General features: G+C 45.6%; 11 protein-coding genes. 4 read left to right on the top strand and 7 right to left on the bottom strand.

What is annotated here, in order from left to right:
* Window positions 1–67: 67 nt before the first annotated feature.
* The 5 genes from QZ918_RS23690 to QZ918_RS23670 form a co-directional block, all read right to left on the bottom strand.
* Window positions 68–733, bottom strand: coding sequence for an RNA-guided endonuclease InsQ/TnpB family protein (locus QZ918_RS23690; RefSeq protein WP_293338946.1), 666 nt, complete (start codon window positions 731–733; stop codon window positions 68–70).
* 446 nt (window positions 734–1,179) lie between these two features.
* A complete protein-coding gene (tnpA, locus tag QZ918_RS23685; protein ID WP_293155967.1) occupies window positions 1,180–1,578 on the bottom strand; it encodes an IS200/IS605 family transposase in 399 nt (132 codons plus the stop codon).
* Between the two features lie 186 nt (window positions 1,579–1,764).
* Window positions 1,765–2,979 (bottom strand): glutathione S-transferase family protein, encoded by a 1,215-nt coding sequence (locus QZ918_RS23680; protein WP_293338943.1) that lies wholly within the window; start codon window positions 2,977–2,979, stop codon window positions 1,765–1,767.
* A 260-nt stretch (window positions 2,980–3,239) separates the two neighbouring features.
* Window positions 3,240–4,256, bottom strand: coding sequence for a DUF4257 domain-containing protein (locus QZ918_RS23675; protein ID WP_293338940.1), 1,017 nt, complete (start codon window positions 4,254–4,256; stop codon window positions 3,240–3,242).
* Between the two features lie 137 nt (window positions 4,257–4,393).
* The gene (locus tag QZ918_RS23670) at window positions 4,394–4,741 is read right to left on the bottom strand and encodes a hypothetical protein (RefSeq protein ID WP_293338938.1); all 348 of its coding nucleotides are present in this window, start codon (window positions 4,739–4,741) and stop codon (window positions 4,394–4,396) included.
* Window positions 4,742–4,952: 211 nt separating this feature from the next.
* On the opposite strand from QZ918_RS23670, the gene QZ918_RS23665 reads away from it, so the two are divergent.
* A complete protein-coding gene (locus tag QZ918_RS23665; RefSeq protein WP_293338935.1) occupies window positions 4,953–8,573 on the top strand; it encodes a WD40 domain-containing protein in 3,621 nt (1,206 codons plus the stop codon).
* 322 nt (window positions 8,574–8,895) lie between these two features.
* Here QZ918_RS23665 and QZ918_RS23660 read toward each other — a convergent pair whose 3' ends face one another.
* A complete protein-coding gene (locus QZ918_RS23660; RefSeq protein WP_524538472.1) occupies window positions 8,896–9,771 on the bottom strand; it encodes a tetratricopeptide repeat protein in 876 nt (291 codons plus the stop codon).
* Window positions 9,772–10,314: 543 nt separating this feature from the next.
* Window positions 10,315–13,560 carry an ATP-binding response regulator gene (locus QZ918_RS23655; RefSeq protein ID WP_293338932.1) on the bottom strand — a complete coding sequence of 1,082 codons (3,246 nt, stop codon included), beginning with the start codon at window positions 13,558–13,560 and terminating at the stop codon, window positions 10,315–10,317.
* A 403-nt stretch (window positions 13,561–13,963) separates the two neighbouring features.
* On the opposite strand from QZ918_RS23655, the gene QZ918_RS23650 reads away from it, so the two are divergent.
* The 3 genes from QZ918_RS23650 (at window position 13,964) to kaiC (ending at window position 17,267) form a co-directional block, all read left to right on the top strand.
* The gene (locus QZ918_RS23650) at window positions 13,964–14,902 is read left to right on the top strand and encodes a circadian clock protein KaiA (RefSeq protein WP_293338955.1); all 939 of its coding nucleotides are present in this window, start codon (window positions 13,964–13,966) and stop codon (window positions 14,900–14,902) included.
* Window positions 14,903–15,245: 343 nt separating this feature from the next.
* Window positions 15,246–15,560 carry a circadian clock protein KaiB gene (kaiB, locus tag QZ918_RS23645; protein ID WP_265233654.1) on the top strand — a complete coding sequence of 105 codons (315 nt, stop codon included), beginning with the start codon at window positions 15,246–15,248 and terminating at the stop codon, window positions 15,558–15,560.
* 144 nt (window positions 15,561–15,704) lie between these two features.
* A complete protein-coding gene (gene kaiC / locus QZ918_RS23640) occupies window positions 15,705–17,267 on the top strand; it encodes a circadian clock protein KaiC (RefSeq protein ID WP_293338929.1) in 1,563 nt (520 codons plus the stop codon).
* The last annotated feature ends 2 nt before the right edge of the window (window positions 17,268–17,269 follow it).

Here is a 17,269-nt window from a genome sequence, read left to right as displayed (position 1 = left end):
TAGACTCACCTACAAGGTAATTCAGTTGTCATCAGTAGAGGATTTAAGTGCGGAATCCACCTTGCGGTTACTCTACTGTTGCCAGCCATCCCCCTGTTGCCAGGTTTCGGCTGAACGAATCGCACTCAGGTTTTTCACCGAACATAGGTAGTTCATCCTCATCTAAAAAACTCGCCTTACTTGTGTAGCTTTCTTCGGTTTCAACAAACCGAATGCCATACTGTTCACAAAGTTGAGAAATCCTATCTTTCAATCGAGCGGTAGGAATTTGCACAAAGTTTTGATTCGTTTTGCTGCCAAGATTGATTTCTTGACGCATTTTTTTGTTCCAGCCGAAAACAACTGTACCTATTTGGTTTTCCCGGCAGTGATTCAATACTAATCTAGCTGCTTTATTGACGGCATCCCTAACTTGTCTATTTCGTTTTTCCGTAATCCTCCCTAATTGTTTAGACCAAAAACCTTGAGGCTTGCCCTCTTTGATTGTTGCAACTCGTTTGTTGTACCACTGATTTAAGGATTTGATGTGCAGTCCATCTACAATCAAACTTGTACCCACATTGGAAACACAGGTCAACCAATTATTTAATCCTGGGTCAATACCTAGAACTTTACTGGCATCTAATTCAACTGTTATTGGCTGAATCTTGTAGACAAATTCAGCATAAAATTGCCCATTCTTTGGTAAGATGCGAATTTCTCGGATTTGGTCGTAATCCAAGTTTGACGGCATTGGTAGATAGAATTCACTAACTCCAAACCATAGTTTAACTTTACCTCCTAGTGGAAACCTTAATTAATTGCCCATTTTTTAACTTTACGTCCGCCTTGGGAAATGTCGCCAGCTTGAGGCTATTTTTGCGGTATCCCGGTAGTTTGGGATGTTGCGTTACTGTACCATTTTTGATCCCCTTAAGTAGTCCAATATACGACTGAAATGACTCTGCAACAGTTGTTAAAGTCTGTTGAGCTACGTGAGAATACAAGGCCTTGAAGTGGAGATTACTTTTTAATAGCCTGTGCAAAGTGGCTTTACTTGGGAATTTCCCAGTTTTGAAATACAATTGCCGAGAGTAGTAAAGTCCACAATTAGCTAATTTGTTTGATTCTTCACAAACAAACTCCAGGATACTTTTTAAAGCTCGATCTGGGCTAATTAAATTTTGTTGACAACCATAACTAGACATTTTTTTGATTTTCAATATACTGCTTGACTACTGAGATAGGCGCACCACCGACAGTTGAAATAAAGTAGCTGTTAGTCCACAGCGTTGGTAATCGACTTTTTAGCCAAGGAAATTCTTGACGAAGATATCGAGATGAGCGCCCTTTCATGTAACGAATTAGTTTGGCAATCCCAAATTGAGGATCGCATTCAACTAAAAGGTGGACGTGATCTGGCATTACTTCCATTTCAATTAATTCGCTCTTAAACTCAGTTACCACCTCTAGCAATATCTCCTTCAGCCGGGTATCAACGCCTTCAACTAGAACCTTGCGACGATACTTGGGACACCACACGATGTGGTATTTACAAGAGTAGACAACATTTTTGTTTGATTTGTATTTAACGCTCATACTATAGTTATACAACATAAAGCTGTATATGGTGCTGATTCTGTTTTAAGCTTTGTTAAATACTGAAGGCGGTTGAAACCGCTACCGACTTATCCCCATGTCTAAAACCCGGGGCCCGGCGGGCTCGTTCTTCGGTCATTGCGCCAGCAGCAGCAACGATCGTTTCGCCTGATTCCGATCGCCCCCCTATACAAAATTAGCCGGATCTTGATCTCGCCGGTGCTTCACAGGAATAGGCTCACCTTGGGCGTCACCCACGAGGGCGGCGGTTTCCTCTAAGCTTTCCCTCAGCCGTTTGGCCGCGTAAATGGACATATCGCGGGGCACATTTACCCGATCGCGCAAATACCGCAAAGCCCCATCAGATCCAACCGGTGGTTTACAAACTTCCCCAGTCACCATCAAAGTTAAAGCACAGCGCAAAGCCTCATCGAATAAGTTGTCATCAGCAGGGTTGACTTTAATAATGTTGCTGCGATGCTTAATGACGCGGTGGAGTGCTTCAGCGCGGGAGGTTTCCGGTTCTGGATACATCACATCCGGGAGTCCGGCCCAAGGGCCGTTATCTACCCGGGCTTTGTTGAGTAGCATCTGCGGTTCGCCGTTTTCATAACAGCCGCCCATTTGAGGTGGTAAATCATGGACATGAGTGTGAAAATCGCTTTGAGTACCGCGATAAGTCGATCGGCTTTCCATCCCGGCAAACCAGTCAGCAAAACGCGGGTTTTCTTCCCGCATCGAGTAGCCTTTGTAGTAGTAAAGACTGGCATTCATCCGTTCGACATAGGGCGTAAAGATGACATCCGCAGTGCCGAATTCAGCGAGGAAATAAGGCCCGGGAGTGCTGGCCAAAGCTGCTTCAACTTGGGCGACGACGCTGATAAATTGGTTGCGATTGTGTTGTTCTACTTTTGCCGAACTTGCTGGGTAACACAACCAAGAGCACCAAGCCCTAAATAACAGCCGTTCTAAACGCCGCATGGGAAGGACTTTCGGGTTTTCCATTCCTAAACTCAATGGCCCGTAAACTCGTTCGAGGGCGATTAAAATGTCGTCGCTTTCGGTGATGATGCGGCCGTCTAGCTCGATCGCGGGTAACATTCCCGACGGCACTTTTCGCTTGTACCAAAGTTCTTTTGCCCCATAGCAGAACATGGTAACTTTTTCAATGCGGTAGGGGATTTGTTTTTCTTCCAACCACAGCCAGATTTTTTGGCAGTAGGGACACCAGGCGTGGTTGTCGCGGTAGAGGGTGACTCGCACATCGGATTCGGTTTTACCGAAGAGGCGCAAGCGGGCTTGGGCGTTGGTTGGGCCGTTGGTGCGATCGATTTCAAAGTCTGTGAGGGCTTCTAATTCTGTCCAGGTTAGGGGAGTGGCGATCGTAGGGGTGGATGTCATGGGTGAATTAGTGCTGATGATACTTCCCCAAAATATAGACTAAATGTATAGCCTCAGTCGCGATCGTCCAAAAGCCAATGGCTAATTTGCCATTGGCTGATGTTTGTTGCTGGCTACACCATCCCTACTGGCGATCGAGTTGCGATCGAGACTTACACACAAGTAACTTATTTCTGTCATTGCGAGGCACGTTAGCGAAGCGATCCGAAGGAAAGCAATCTCAAAACCCTTGTTGGCACACCGTAGAACCTGCGTAAGTCCTAGGGACTCTCCACTGTTGCCCGATCGGGTTTGCGATCGGGCAACAGGTGGTTTTGGATCGGGGTTGCTGGTTGAGATGACTTGTTATTATCGGCGATCGCAGTTAGCTCATTTGCTGCTTTAGCCTGACTCAAGCAATCCTTGACATTCCCAAACAAATTGCACTCTATAGCAGTGTCTTTGGTGAATTTCAGATCGAGCATTCCTTGGGGGCTAACTGAATTCTTTATGAATTCCTCCTCTAATTTGTTAAAAGCCGCGATCGCATTGTTTGCTTCAGCATTTACTCCTGTAACCTGCAATAGGATTTTTCTGACTTCCTCGAAATGACTGCGGTTTAAAACAGTGCCTTCTGGAATTATTAGATTGGTTGTTCCTTCCGGGCTGTCGGATTTTTTTTCGACTTCCTTTTCTAGGGTTTCAACAGCCGCGATCGCCTTCTCCATCTTAGCATTATTACTTTTCTGCTTGATTTTTCTTTTTTGTTCACTTGCCTCTTGCTGAGTGATAGCTATTAAGAGTCGATCTTGCAAGGAACGAAAGACAGCAGTCCCTGTCGAACCAGCGACTAAGGACATTGCTAATAACAGCAATACGCTGTCTGGTTTGATAAACACCATAGCAGGAACAGCAGCAGATGCACCAATAATAATTCTGGCAAAAATGCCCAAATCAATTACATTTTCTACAGTAGCGTAAGCAAGTTTTGCCGCCAATTCATCTTCGCTGGGTGCGTGGGGCCGCTCAATATTGCCTTGCAGGTTCAGCAACTCAAAAACAATCCCGCCAACCCCTCCAGCAATTAGCGTCACTAAAAGCACTACGTAAAGTTTGGGATTGTCTAGAGACTTGCTTTTTAAAATTACTTCGACATCCCAATCTGTTTGGACAGCCTGACTAGAACGTGCTGGTACCGATGCCGGCGGACTTGGTTTATTGCTCTGGGCGCAGGCATCTGTGACACCTATGCTACTGACTAGGAATAACCCAATCAGAATAGATTTTATGCGTTTCATATTTAAGTTTCTCACTTTGTGTAAAATCGTGGCTTGAGCGCTCGCTCTTTACTATTTCAGATAGCTAGGATGCGATCGCACCAAGCATCCCAAATGACACAAGGGCGATCGCTTCTTTTCACTACTTTTAACCGATGTTAAACAACTAACCCAGATGCAAGTATTGCTTGAGCAAGTTCTTGCAAACTAACGCAAACTCGCCCAATACCCAAACCAACATCCACACAGGCTTGTTGATCTACAAAACTAGCCGGATTCTTCAGATCGAACTCGCCTTGTACTGGCGTCGTTATGTCATACATTGTTACCCGTCCCGCAAAGCTATCCCAAACGTGATGATGGCGAATCTGAACTCGGTAACGGATAATAAAGCCATCTTGTTCTAGCATTTCTATTGTTGCATCGCCTTTATTACCTTGGGCTATTGCATCGAAATATGATTCAATTTTTTGAGCCACTTCTGTGTTTCGCAAATCTTGAGCCATTTGACCCTCCTTAAAACATTACATTTCAATAATTTTGAGCTTTGATTCAGTAATAACCCGGATGCGCCGATCGCGTCAGTGAGAAATAGTTATAAATAGTTATAACTTGAGTGAAAAATATGCTACTATTTTGAGCATAATTGCTTAATTTTCTGTATCGTCCAGCAGGAACCACCACTTTTTAGCTAACACACCCGATAATTTTAAATAAATGACGATCGACGAAGCACTGCTTTTCCTCGACTCGGTTCTCAAACAACAGCATCTCAACGATATTCAGATATTGGTATTGCGGCAGACTTGGGAAGGACACTCTTATCCAGAGATTGCCAAAAGCGCGGGTTATGATGCAGAATATATTAAGTTTGTTGGCTTTCACTTATGGCAAGTTCTCAGTCGGGTATTTGGAGAAAAAGTCACTAAGAGTAACTTTCAGTCAGTTTTGCGACGGCAAGCACAACAGGCACAAGTCAATGCCACACTAGCAAATAGCCAAATTAGTCACAATATCGACGCACAAGTCGATCGCACTGGTACGATCGCCGATCGAACTTTAACTGACTTAACAAAACTCAACAAATCGATTAATTGGGGAGAGGCAATTGATGTTTCTATTTTCTACGGACGTGCAGAGGAAATAGCCTTATTAGAAAAGTGGCTGATCGTCGATCGCTGCCGCGTAGTGACGCTGTTGGGGATGGGTGGAATTGGCAAAACTTCTCTCTCTATTAAAATAGCAGAACGCATCCAAGAACAATTTGATTATATTATTTGGCACAGTCTCTGCAATGCTCCCTCTATCCTCGATTTGTTACTAGAATTGATTCAATTTCTGTCCCACCAACAGGAAACGAATTTACCAGATACCGTAGATGGTAGAATCTCGCGACTGCTGCACTATCTGCGACAGCATCGGTGTCTGTTAATATTGGATAATATGGAGTCAATTCTCCAGGAAGAAGAACGCACGGGTTGTTATCGAGAGGGGTATGAAGGATACGGTCAACTTCTGCGCTGCGTAGCCGAAATAAATCATAAAAGTACCCTGCTGTTAACCAGTCGAGAAAAGCCGATCGGTTTAGCCGCCCGAGAAGGCGAAACTTTGCCCGTTCGTTCATTACAACTGAAAGGTTTAAGCACTCCTAAAGCACGGATTTTTTTTCAACGCATCGGTTCTTTTCAAGGGTCGGACTCCGAATGGGATATTTTGATATCTCACTATGGGGGAAATCCCCTAGCCTTAAAAATGGTTGCTCCCGCTATTCGCGATTTTTTTGATAGTAGCCTCCCCAAATTTTTAGAACTTTTAAATCAAGGAAGTTTAGTATTTGATGATATTCGCAACCTATTAGACAGGCAGTTCAATCGTTTATTAGATTTAGAAAAAAAGGTGATGTACTGGCTGGCGATCGAGCGAGAACCAGTCTCGGTGGCAGAATTACAACAAGATTTAGTTGCCAAATTAACTATCAAAGAATTACTAGAAGTTTTAGGTTCTCTCCTGAGACATTCTCTGATTGAAAAAACCTCAGACGGCTATACTCAACAACCTGTCGTCATGGAATACATGACGCAACGATTAATCGAACAAGTCTGCACTGAAATCGCAACCAGTAAAATCGATCTTCTCAGAAGCCACGCTCTGCTCAAAGCTACAGCTAAAGAATACCTTAGAGATACGCAAGCTTGTCTGATACTAAAACCTATTGCCGAGATCCTTTTTTTTACTTTTGAACGCCAGCAAATCATCGAAAACCAACTCAAACCTATTCTGACATCCCTGCGCGGTAAACCCACACTAGACACTGGCTATGTTGCGGGTAATATTATAAATCTCTTGTGTCAAATGCAGATAGATTTAAGCGGTTGGGATTTTTCTCATTTGACTGTTTGGCAAGCTTATTTACCCGATACAAATTTGCATTTTGTCAACTTTGCTGGGGCCGATTTAACTAATTCGGTTTTCGCTGAAGTTCTGGGAAGCGGTTTGTGCATCGCTTTTAGCCCGGATGGAAAACTTTTAGCAATGGGCGATACTAATAGTGAGGTTCATTTGTGGCAAATGCCAGAAGTTAGGCTGCTGAGAACTGGCAAAGAATACGGCAGCATCGTGTTATCTGCTGCTTTTAGTCCAGATGGAAAAACCTTTGCTACTGGCGGTAGTAACGGTACGATTAATTGCTGGGATGTTAGCAGTTGGTCGATCCGCCAAATATTGCAGGGAAATCATAGCAGCGTGCTGGGAGTTGCTTTCAGTCCAGATGGCAAGATGCTTGCTAGTGGCATCGGTGATGGAACTGTGCGTTTTTGGGATTGGAGTCACGGACGGTGTTTGCTAACTTTACCGGCACACAAAAGTCAGGTTTGGTCGATCGCATTTAGTCCTCAAGGTAATATTTTAGCTAGCGGCGGTGATGACGGAATACTTAAACTTTGGGATGTTGCTACCGGACAATGCCTGAAAATGTTTGAGAGTGACTGTCGTCAAATTCGATCGGTGGCTTTCAGTTTAGATGGTAAAATGGTAGCCCGGGGCGGTCATGATGCTTTGATTCGCATCTGGGATATTAACACGGGTGAACTCGTTAGAATTTGCTCTGGACACTCACAAATAGTAATGTCTGTTGCCTTTAGTCCTGACGGTCAGATTTTAGCAAGTTGCAGCGAAGACAGTACCGTGAGATTGTGGGAAGTGGCATCGGGTGAGTGTCTAAAAACACTACTAGGACACACCAGTCGAGTTTCAGCCGTCGCGTTTCGTCCAGATGGCAAAATTTTAGCTAGCACTGGTGAAGACTGTACGGTGAGACTGTGGGATGTTAAAACAGGTCGTTGTCTGAAAACAGTATTGGGGCAAAGCAATCCAGTAAATTCGGTAGTTTTCTCGCCCGATGGCCAAACTTTAGCTAGTAGCGATCGCGCCGTGAGATTATGGAATATCAAAACCGGGAAGTGTTTTAAAAGCATACAGGATCGACATACTAATCGATTGAAATCCATTGCCTTCAGTCCGAATGGGGACTTGTTGGCGAGTGGATTCTCTGACACTCGTGTCAGGTTATGGGATGCTATGACTGGAGAATGCTTAAAAAGTTTAGAGGGTCATTCTGCTTGGGTTTGGGGAGTCGCCATCAGTCCCGACGGCAAGAAATTGGCAAGTTTTAGTGAAGACCAGACTATTAAACTATGGGATATTAGCACGGGGCAATGTCTTTATACTTGTACCGAGCATGAAAGTTGGGTGATGGGAATTGCTTTTAGTCCTTCAGGTGATATCCTGGCTTCTGCGAGTGCCGATAATACGGTGAAGTTATGGGATGTCAGTACAGGGAAAGTCTTAAGAACTTTGATGGGAAATAGCGGTTGGGTTTGGTGTGTTGCCTTTAGCCCTGACGGTAATATTTTGGCAAGCAGCAACGGTGACGGTAGCATCAAGTTTTGGGAGATCGATATCGGAGAATGTTTGACCGCCCTGGAGGGACATGACGGTATTGTGTCATCGGTAATCTTCAGTCCTGATGGTACACTGTTGGCGAGTGGCGGTCACGATCGAACTGTACGAGTTTGGGATGCGAGCACGAAGAACTGCTTGCAAGTTCTGCGGGGACACGAAAATTGGGTGTGGTGTGTTGCTTTTAGTTTAGATGGTCAAATGCTGGCTAGTAGCAGTCAAGATGAGACGATTAAGTTTTGGGATGTCGTAACTGGCGATCGTATCAAAACTTTGCCTGTTCCGAAACCTTATGAAGGCTTAAATATTGCAGGTGTTAAAGGTGTAACTGAGGCGACTGCGGCGATGCTCAAAACACTGGGAGCAGTTGATAGTTGGTAGGGGCGGTGCCCCCGTGCCCGCCCTTACAGTTGACAGTTATGGTACCCGAATCAAACCGTTTATGAAATGCTCCTTTGAGACTCTATTCATGATAGTTATTTATGTACTAACCGATGTGGCGGTTGCTTTACCAAAAACCCAAGAAAGCTAATCATTCCGACGCAACTGGATTTGATATTATACCAAATCCGTGTTTACTACCCTTTTTTTTGTATTATTTGTCATTGCGAGGAACGAAGCAATCGCTTAGTCTCTGCGATTGCTTCGTTCCTCCCAATGACGGAGGGTTAGCCATGATATTAAACCCGGATTTGGGATCTGGCTACAATTCGGGAGATGGTGGGGCATCTTGAATTTTGGCGAGTGCTGCTTTAATTTGGGGAGTTGCCAGGAAGTTTTGGGTGGCTGCAATCAAGCGATCGCCCCAGAGGTTGTCTTTGAGAAAAGTTACTGTGGCATAGCGCTTGTCCAATTTCAGGGCGGCTTCTCCCAGCGCTAAACCTTTTTCTTTGTCGCCTTTGGTGTAAAGTGCTACTGCTAGGGCTAGCATTGGTTCTGCTGCTTTGTCGTCGATCGCGATCGCTTCTTGCCAGCGTTTGATGGCACTATCGACATCTCCTGTTTCGTATTTGACTAATCCGATATTGTTGATAGCGGGCCAGAGTTTTTTTTCTAAAGCAAAGGCTTTTTCATATTGGGCGATCGCGCGATCGAACTGCTTTAGCTTGTAAAAAGCGTTACCTAAATCAAATAATGCGCCCGGAGTGTCGGGCTTTATTTTTAACCCTGCTTGCAAATATTCGACTGCTTTCTCGTAGTTCGCTTTCCGAAAGTGAGCTTCTCCCAAGACAAATTTAATTGAGGCATTTTCTGGCGCCAGAGATTGAGCTTGCCCCAAAGCTTCAATGCCTTTGTCAAACTGCTCGATTTGAAGGTACAAGCTGCCTAACAAAGTCCAAGTTTGAGAATTCTTGGGGGCTAACTGCGTCGCGAGTTCGGCGCTGGGGACGGCGAGTTGGAACTGCTGGAGTCTCGCTAGCTGAACGGCTCGTTCTGCAAGGCTCAAGGCTGTCTGTTCGAGTCCGGCCGAGTCGATTTGCAGGGTGTAAGGCAAGAGTGCCTGACAGGCAACTGGCTTGGGCATTGTCCACAAACCGAGTGCGAGTACCAGAGATAGTAAAGGAATGCGATTAGGCACTGTATAGCCCCAAAAAAAAATATAATGGTTTCTCGATCGCCTATAATAACTCATATTTTTGAGTTTTGATATTGTTTCTTGACTCGCAACCCTTCCTACTTTTGAGTTGAATAGTTCCCAAATTCTGTTTTTACTCAGCTCTCAGACTTTTGATTTACTGCTTTTTTGCGGACTAAAGTCCTCACTACGAACCTGTTTTTACTCAGCTCTCAGACTTTTGATTTACTGCTTTTTTGCGGACTAAAGTCCTCACTACGAACCTGTTTTTACTCAGCTCTCAGGCTTTTGATTCACTGCTTTTTTGGAGACTAAAGTCTTCACTACGAACCTGGTATTTTCTTGACTCTTACGGAATTTATGAAGTTTATTTCACATTTTAAATAACTACCATAAAATCGGTTTGTAGTCAGGACTTTAGTCCTCCGAGTTTTCCGGGGAATGACTGGTTTCATTACCTACCTTTGCCACTCAATAATAGTTTTGATTCACTGTTTTTTTTTGCGGGTTCAAGTCTTCACTACGAACCGGATAAATTATTCAATTTTAGGAATTTGAGTTAGTTAATAAAGTCTGTTTAATTTGGTCTAACAATTGTGCTGCTGACAAGGAAGAAGGCAAAATTTTGGCAGATACTTCTTGCAGCAGAAAGTCGATCGCCTCCGATTCCGAATTTACAGCAGAGCGATCGTCCCAGACTAAAATTGGCAGTTTGACAGCCATTTGCCGCAGGTTCGATAGCGCTTGCAGCATCGCGGACGATTCTGAGGGAGTATCGCGCAAGCACAGCAACACTAAGTCTACGCTTTGATATTGCAACTGCTGCAAAACTTCTGTCCAGCAGGGAGCGATCGCCCCTCGAAAGCCTGCGGTTTGGATGTACTGAATCAAAGCTTGAAAGTTGGGAGTAGAAAACTTGGCATGGGGTACGGGAATGTCGGCTTTGGTCGATCGATCGCCATTTGCCAATTCTCCCGTCGGATTCCCCCGAGTGGTACAGTGCAAGTCCGGTAAAGTCGAAATGTCAGCAAATAAAATGCTGGGCTTCCAACTCATGCCCGCAGCTACTTGAATCACTTGCCACAACGCAGACGCCCCCAACCCGGTTTCTGAGGTTTCACCGCCTTCAGGACTCCCGCCTGCCAAACAGGGAAATACCGACAATCCTTTAACTTGATTTGCTAGTTGCGTCGTTACGGGGTCTAAAGTCACTAAGGGCAGAGAACCCAAATTTCGAGACAGACTTAACTGTTCGATAAAAGCTAAGGCGTTTTGCAGTTGGCTCGTACTGTCCAAGACGATCGCATCGGGCCGCCAAATTCGGGCCACGAGTTCTGCTTGGCCGAGATCGTCTGCTTCCAAAACTCGGCAGTAGTTGGGGTTGAGCAGTAAAGCAGAACCTTGAGAAGAACTGTTTTGCGGGCTGAGCCACAACACGGTTAAAGAACTCCTCACCTTGCTCGTACTGGCATCGGGGCGACCGATCGAGTCTGCCAACAGCCGCCGTAAAGCGGCTTCTTCCACCGGCAAGCTCAAAAAGCCTTCGGCGCGGTTGACAGAAGCCCGTTCTTTTTCGCCTCTGGTGGCTGTGACGATCGCCGGAATCGATCGGGTATCCGGATCGCTCTTCAGCAGCGTCAGCACGTCCCAACCGGACAGCAGCGGCAGCAGCGGGTTGAGGAAAATCGCTTCGGGACTGAACCTGCGAGCTTTTTCCAGCGCTTCGGTGCCGGAACGGGCGACTATTACTTGGTAGCCCAAACCAGAGAGGACTTTGCTTAAATCTTCGATATATTTAGGAACTGCTTCGACTATTAACACTAAACGAGAGCGATAATTGGCGATCGGAATCTGATATTTTGGTTTGAATAATTCTTCCTCGTTCCCTGTATGTGCTGGGAATTCTTCCCCGCTATTTCCCGGAGGATTTGGGGGCAGCAACAATGTAAATTGAGAGCCTTGGTTTTCTGAGGAAATAAACGAAACGTCTCCGCCGTGGAGACGGGCGAGCCGTTGAGTCAGTACCAGTCCCAGTCCGGTTCCTTGAAAGCGTCTGGTGAGGGGGCTTTCTAGCTGTTGAAATTTCTGAAAGATCAGGTGCTGTTTGTCTGCCGGGATGCCGATGCCGGTATCCCAAACTGTGAAGGCGAGCCAACCTTCCCAAACATTTACTTTCAATCCTATTTTGCCGCCAGCTTCGGTGAATTTTAGGGCGTTGGAAAGGAGGTTGACGAGCATTTGTCGCAGCCTTAGTTCGTCGGCAATTAAATAGCTCACTCCCGGATCTATTTCGAGTGTAAATTCGATTTTCGCAGGTGGTTCTTCTTGAGAAGCTTCGCCCTTGGTTTGGCTGGGCTGGGAAGGTGATTTTTCTTCTTGCTGTTGCAGTTGTTTTGCTTGTTCAAAGGCTCTTTTGCAGGTGGCTGCTATTTCGACTGGTTCCGGAATTAGTTCTAGCTGCCCGGTTTCCATGCGGGTCAAGTCTAAAATGTCGTTCACTATTGTCATCAAATGCCGCCCGCTTTGATGGATTAGTTTGGCGTAGCGTGTTTGGCGATCGTTGAGTTCTCCGATCAATTTATCTTTCAGGAGGCTGGACAAACCGAGGACGGCGGTGAGAGGGGTTTTTAGTTCGTGGCTGATGCAGGATAAAAATTCGTCTTTTAGTCGGTTGAGGTGGATTAAATCTGCATTTTTTGCTGCTAGTTCTTTGGCGACTAAATGTTCTTCGGTGACATCTTGTCCCATTACTAAAATTAGTTGATTTGAGAGTGGCTGTTTGACAAATTGCCAAATCCGTTCTTGACCAGTTTGTACGGGACAGTCACAAATATATGTATCTGGTTTGCCGGCGGTGGGACACCAAGCTGGAGCGGTTAAGGTTGATGGGGAGGCGGCGGCGTACAGGGGTAACGGGCAACTGGTGGCTGCGGTTCCATCACGCGCGGCGAAGCTATCCCGCAGCCCCTCGCCCGATCGACTTGCTCCTACTAGGCTCCTGCACTCAGAGGTGACGGCCTCTACTTCCACGCTCTTGTATTCTTTTGTTACATGGCTTGTTTTGTGGGCCGAGTGTTTGCCCAAATTTGCCGTTGGTTCTGGAACTGGATCTGGGCCAGCTCCCAGCAAAATCCGCCACGCTGCGTTTTGGCTGACTATTTGGCCGGTGGGAGTTTGCAATCTCAGGGGTAGGGGCAGTTTTTCTAGGAGTTGGACTAGGGAGTTGAGGTTTTCCGAGGGTTTCAATCCTGCTTCTAGGAAGCGCACTTGAGATCCTAGGGCTGTGGCGATGGCTGCGGAAACCGTGGTTAATTCAATTTCTTTGACTGCTGCGGCTTCGGGCCTCAGGCTGCTGTTAAGTGCGGCGAATTGCAGCAGGCTCTGACACTCTAGCATTCCTAAAAATTTCCCGCTGGCATCTGTCAGGGCGATCGGGCTTTTGGAGCCACCACCGGCGCTAAGGCCAGACTCCCCAGGGGTGTTAAGTTCCTCTATTTGCAAATATTCCCAGAATTCGCTGACGCTCAGAGTCCCAGGGATTACCCGGATCGGCTCTATCGGCAGCGAACTTGCTGACAAAGGTTGCTCCCAGTCGTTTGTGCGATCGATCGCCCAGACCCAAAAGCTGCTCAGGTAAACTAATCCTAGGGGTTGTAGCTGTTCGTTGACTACTGCAATTCGATCGCAGTTGCCCTGGCTGAAAATTGACTGTAGCGATGATAGCGCCGCCGTTTGGAGGCACAGGGGCACTAACTCGATAAAATTTTTGAGACTGGGGCTGGTGGTTGACATAACAAACCTGAGAGTCTGCTATCGATAGCAGTAATATTTTTGATACCCAACGTAGCTGCCGATTTTTTGTATCTTATTTAGTTTTATACCAGTTCTCGATCGAGTCCCGTCGTGGCACCGAGACCTGCAAATTTGATGCCTGCACCTGATTTGAGGCAACTACCACTTATTTTAAGGCTTAAGCTTAATTGCAGAAATCAGGATAGGGGTGCTTGACACATCTGCCAATAAGTACACTCTGACGATCCCGCTGCTAAAAGCCGATCGTCATATTTGGCAGTTAAGATTGGTTACAATAAATGTTTAAATGATTGTTAAAATGTTAAGTATTTTATTATATAAGGAGATATCAACTCTGAGCGATCCAGCACTTTCGGGCAACTTGGGTAGTTCACCTAGAGGTTTGCTGCCCCAACTGTCGATCGGTATTTTTATCCGCTCTGAAAAACTTGCCAGCGATGCGATCGAGCTTTTGAGCGGGGAACGCTATACGTTAACCCACATTAAGTCGGCGGTGGAGTTTTTGGGATTCCTCAAGCACAATTACCACCTCGATTGTTTGGTTTTTGACGTAGATGACGTAGATAGGGATTTGCAATTGCTTTTGAGCAAGCTGCAAGAACGATCGCTCTTTTTACCTGCTGTGATTTTTTTGCCCCAGCCGGCATGGGATGGCAGCCAAGAATCACCACCCTCAGATACTTTGGAGGGCGTGGCGAGTACCGCCGAGAAGAGTCAAGAGCAAAGTTGTGCTTTTTTTTATCACCCGGCTGAGGTGCAACTACCAATCGCGAGATCGAGCGACCTAGGTACAAGTATCGATCGGGCGATCGCACAATTTCTGAAACTTTCTACTCCGGTTCCTGTCAATGACCAATCCCCAAGGGTCGATGCCACCGCCCAATTGACTGCTCAAAGTTTACTCCAACGACAGCAGCGCCGACTTGCGGAAAAATTACGGGAGCGATTAGGATACTTAGGTGTGTATTATAAAAGAAATTCTCAGATTTTTTTGCGAAATCTTTCGGGAGAAGAGAAGCAAAAGTTTCTGGAGCAACTCAAGTCAAGTTATCGCGACATCGTTTTGCATTATTTTTCTGAAGATACTGCGGTCAACAATCAAATCGATGAATTTGTAAATTTGGCTTTTTTTGCCGACGTTTCCGTGACTCAAATTGTAGAAATTCACATGGGATTGATGGACGAATTTGCTAAACAGCTAAAATTAGAAGGCCGCAGCGAGGAAATATTGCTCGATTACCGCTTGACTCTGATTGACGCGATCGCTCATCTGTGCGAAATGTACAGGCGATCCATTCCCAAAGAGACATCTCAAGTTTAGTTGACAGTTGACAGTTGACAGTTGACAGCTTACCCCCAAGCGCAGTCGAAGGGATGAGGGCCACCTCTACCTGGAAGTCCGAGGATTGGAGTAATGAATAGTCTGATTTTAATTTCTCCCTACAAGGGCTCCGGCTTTAAACCAATTCTTTCTGGCAAAAGCAAGAAGCAAGAAGCAAGAAGGAAAAAGGAAGGCAAAATTTAACAAACTAGAAAGGAGAAGACATTCGGCAGGGCTAGACAGAGGCTGAAATTATTATAAAATAACAAAGAACAGCGGATTCAAGACCAATAACAACTACAACTAACATCTGTCAACTAACACTCAACATTTAAAAAAGTTCATGAGTCCTCTGAAGAAAACCTACATTCTGAAGCTGTACGTTGCCGGAAATACTCCGAACTCAGTGCGAGCTTTGAAAACCCTAAAAGACATCCTAGAACAGGAATTTCAAGGAGTCTATGCCCTGAAAGTCATAGACGTTCTCAAAAATCCTCAGCTAGCAGAAGAGGACAAAATTCTAGCAACCCCCACCCTAGCGAAAATCCTGCCGCCGCCGGTGCGAAAAATTATCGGCGATTTGTCCGATCGCGAGAAAGTTCTGATAGGATTAGATTTACTCTATGAAGAACTTCGTGAAGAAGACCTGAATTCATAAGATAATCAGAAGACAGTCATTAATCAGCAGTCAGCAGTCATTACTTATTGACCAAGAGCCCAAACTACAAACTGGGTATAAAGACTCATGAGCTGGGGTTAATGAGTGACAACTAAAGAATACTGAGAGTTGACAAAAATCGACATGAATGAAATTAGTCAAACGGTGCAACCATCCGGATTGGTAACGGCAGGCGTTGAAAAAATTCGCACAATGATTGAGGGTTTCGATGACATCAGTCACGGCGGAATGCCGATCGGCAGAACCACCCTCGTCAGCGGCACGTCAGGAACGGGAAAAACTTTATTTGCCGTACAATTTATATATAACGGAATCACCCATTTTGACGAACCTGGAGTGCTCGTAACTTTTGAAGAATCTCCGACAGATATTATTAAAAATGCTTGCAGTTTCGGTTGGGATTTGGCACGGCTAATCGATGAAGGCAAGCTATTTATTTTAGACGCTTCCCCCGATCCCGAAGGTCAGGATATTGTGGGAAACTTTGATTTATCTGCTTTAATCGAGCGAATTCAGTACGCCATTCGCAAGTACAAAGCCAAGCGCGTTTCTATAGATTCAGTAACAGCCGTATTTCAGCAGTACGAAGCTGCATCTGTGGTGCGCCGAGAAATCTTTCGCTTAGTTGCGCGCCTCAAACAAGTAGGCGCAACTACAGTTATGACTACCGAACGGGTTGAAGAATACGGCCCGGTAGCGCGGTTTGGAGTGGAAGAGTTTGTGTCAGATAATGTCGTGATTGTTCGCAACGTCTTGGAAGGCGAACGCCGCCGCCGCACCATCGAAATTTTGAAGTTGCGCGGTACAACTCACATGAAGGGTGAATATCCTTTTACTATGACCAATGATGGCATTAATATTTTCCCCTTGGGGGCCATGCGATTAACTCAAAAGTCTTCTAACGTGCGGGTTTCTTCCGGCGATAAAACTCTCGACGAGATGTGCGGCGGCGGTTTCTTTAAAGACTCGATTATTTTGGCTACCGGTGCGACGGGAACCGGTAAAACCCTGTTGGTAAGCAAGTTCTTGCAGAATGCTTGTATGAACGGCAACCGGGCATTACTTTTTGCCTATGAAGAGTCGCGAGCTCAGTTGTTCCGCAATGCTTATTCTTGGGGCATTGATTTTGAGGAAATGGAACACAAAGGACTGCTGAAGTTGCTGTGTACTTACCCCGAATCTGCGGGCTTGGAAGACCACTTGCAGACGATTAAATCAGAAATTGCTGAGTTCAAACCTTCTCGAATTGCCATAGACTCGCTTTCAGCCCTAGCTAGGGGTGTCAGCAATAATGCTTTCAGACAATTTGTGATTGGGGTGACAGGTTTTGCGAAGCAGGAAGAAATCACCGGCTTTTTCACGAATACCAGCGACCAGTTTATGGGTTCTCATTCGATTACGGACTCCCATATTTCTACGATTACTGACACGATTATCATGCTTCAGTATGTAGAGATTCGAGGCGAAATGTCGCGGGCAATTAATGTGTTTAAGATGCGCGGTTCGTGGCACGACAAAGGGATTCGAGAATACACGATTACTGAAAGAGGCCCACAAATTAAAGATTCGTTCCGCGGCTACGAACGGATAATCAGCGGTTCTCCAACTCGGATTTCGGTTAATGAGAAGAGTGAGTTATCCCGGATTCTCCAGGGCGTCCAAGGTCAAGACGATGACGATATGTAACA

This window comes from Microcoleus sp. CAWBG58, assembly GCF_020883045.1.
Classification (GTDB): domain Bacteria; phylum Cyanobacteriota; class Cyanobacteriia; order Cyanobacteriales; family Microcoleaceae; genus Microcoleus.
Note: the sequence above shows the minus strand (reverse complement) of the source record. Positions and strands in the feature narration are given on the sequence as shown.

Coding starts and splice junctions, on each gene's coding strand:
- QZ918_RS23690 (WP_293338946.1), bottom strand. CDS start 733: ATGCCGTCAAACTTGGATTACGACCAAATCCGAGAAATTCGCATCTTA.
- kaiB (WP_265233654.1), top strand. CDS start 15,246: ATGAGTCCTCTGAAGAAAACCTACATTCTGAAGCTGTACGTTGCCGGA.
- tnpA (WP_293155967.1), bottom strand. CDS start 1,578: ATGAGCGTTAAATACAAATCAAACAAAAATGTTGTCTACTCTTGTAAA.
- QZ918_RS23670 (WP_293338938.1), bottom strand. CDS start 4,741: ATGGCTCAAGATTTGCGAAACACAGAAGTGGCTCAAAAAATTGAATCA.
- QZ918_RS23675 (WP_293338940.1), bottom strand. CDS start 4,256: ATGAAACGCATAAAATCTATTCTGATTGGGTTATTCCTAGTCAGTAGC.
- QZ918_RS23655 (WP_293338932.1), bottom strand. CDS start 13,560: ATGTCAACCACCAGCCCCAGTCTCAAAAATTTTATCGAGTTAGTGCCC.
- kaiC (WP_293338929.1), top strand. CDS start 15,705: ATGAATGAAATTAGTCAAACGGTGCAACCATCCGGATTGGTAACGGCA.
- QZ918_RS23680 (WP_293338943.1), bottom strand. CDS start 2,979: ATGACATCCACCCCTACGATCGCCACTCCCCTAACCTGGACAGAATTA.
- QZ918_RS23665 (WP_293338935.1), top strand. CDS start 4,953: ATGACGATCGACGAAGCACTGCTTTTCCTCGACTCGGTTCTCAAACAA.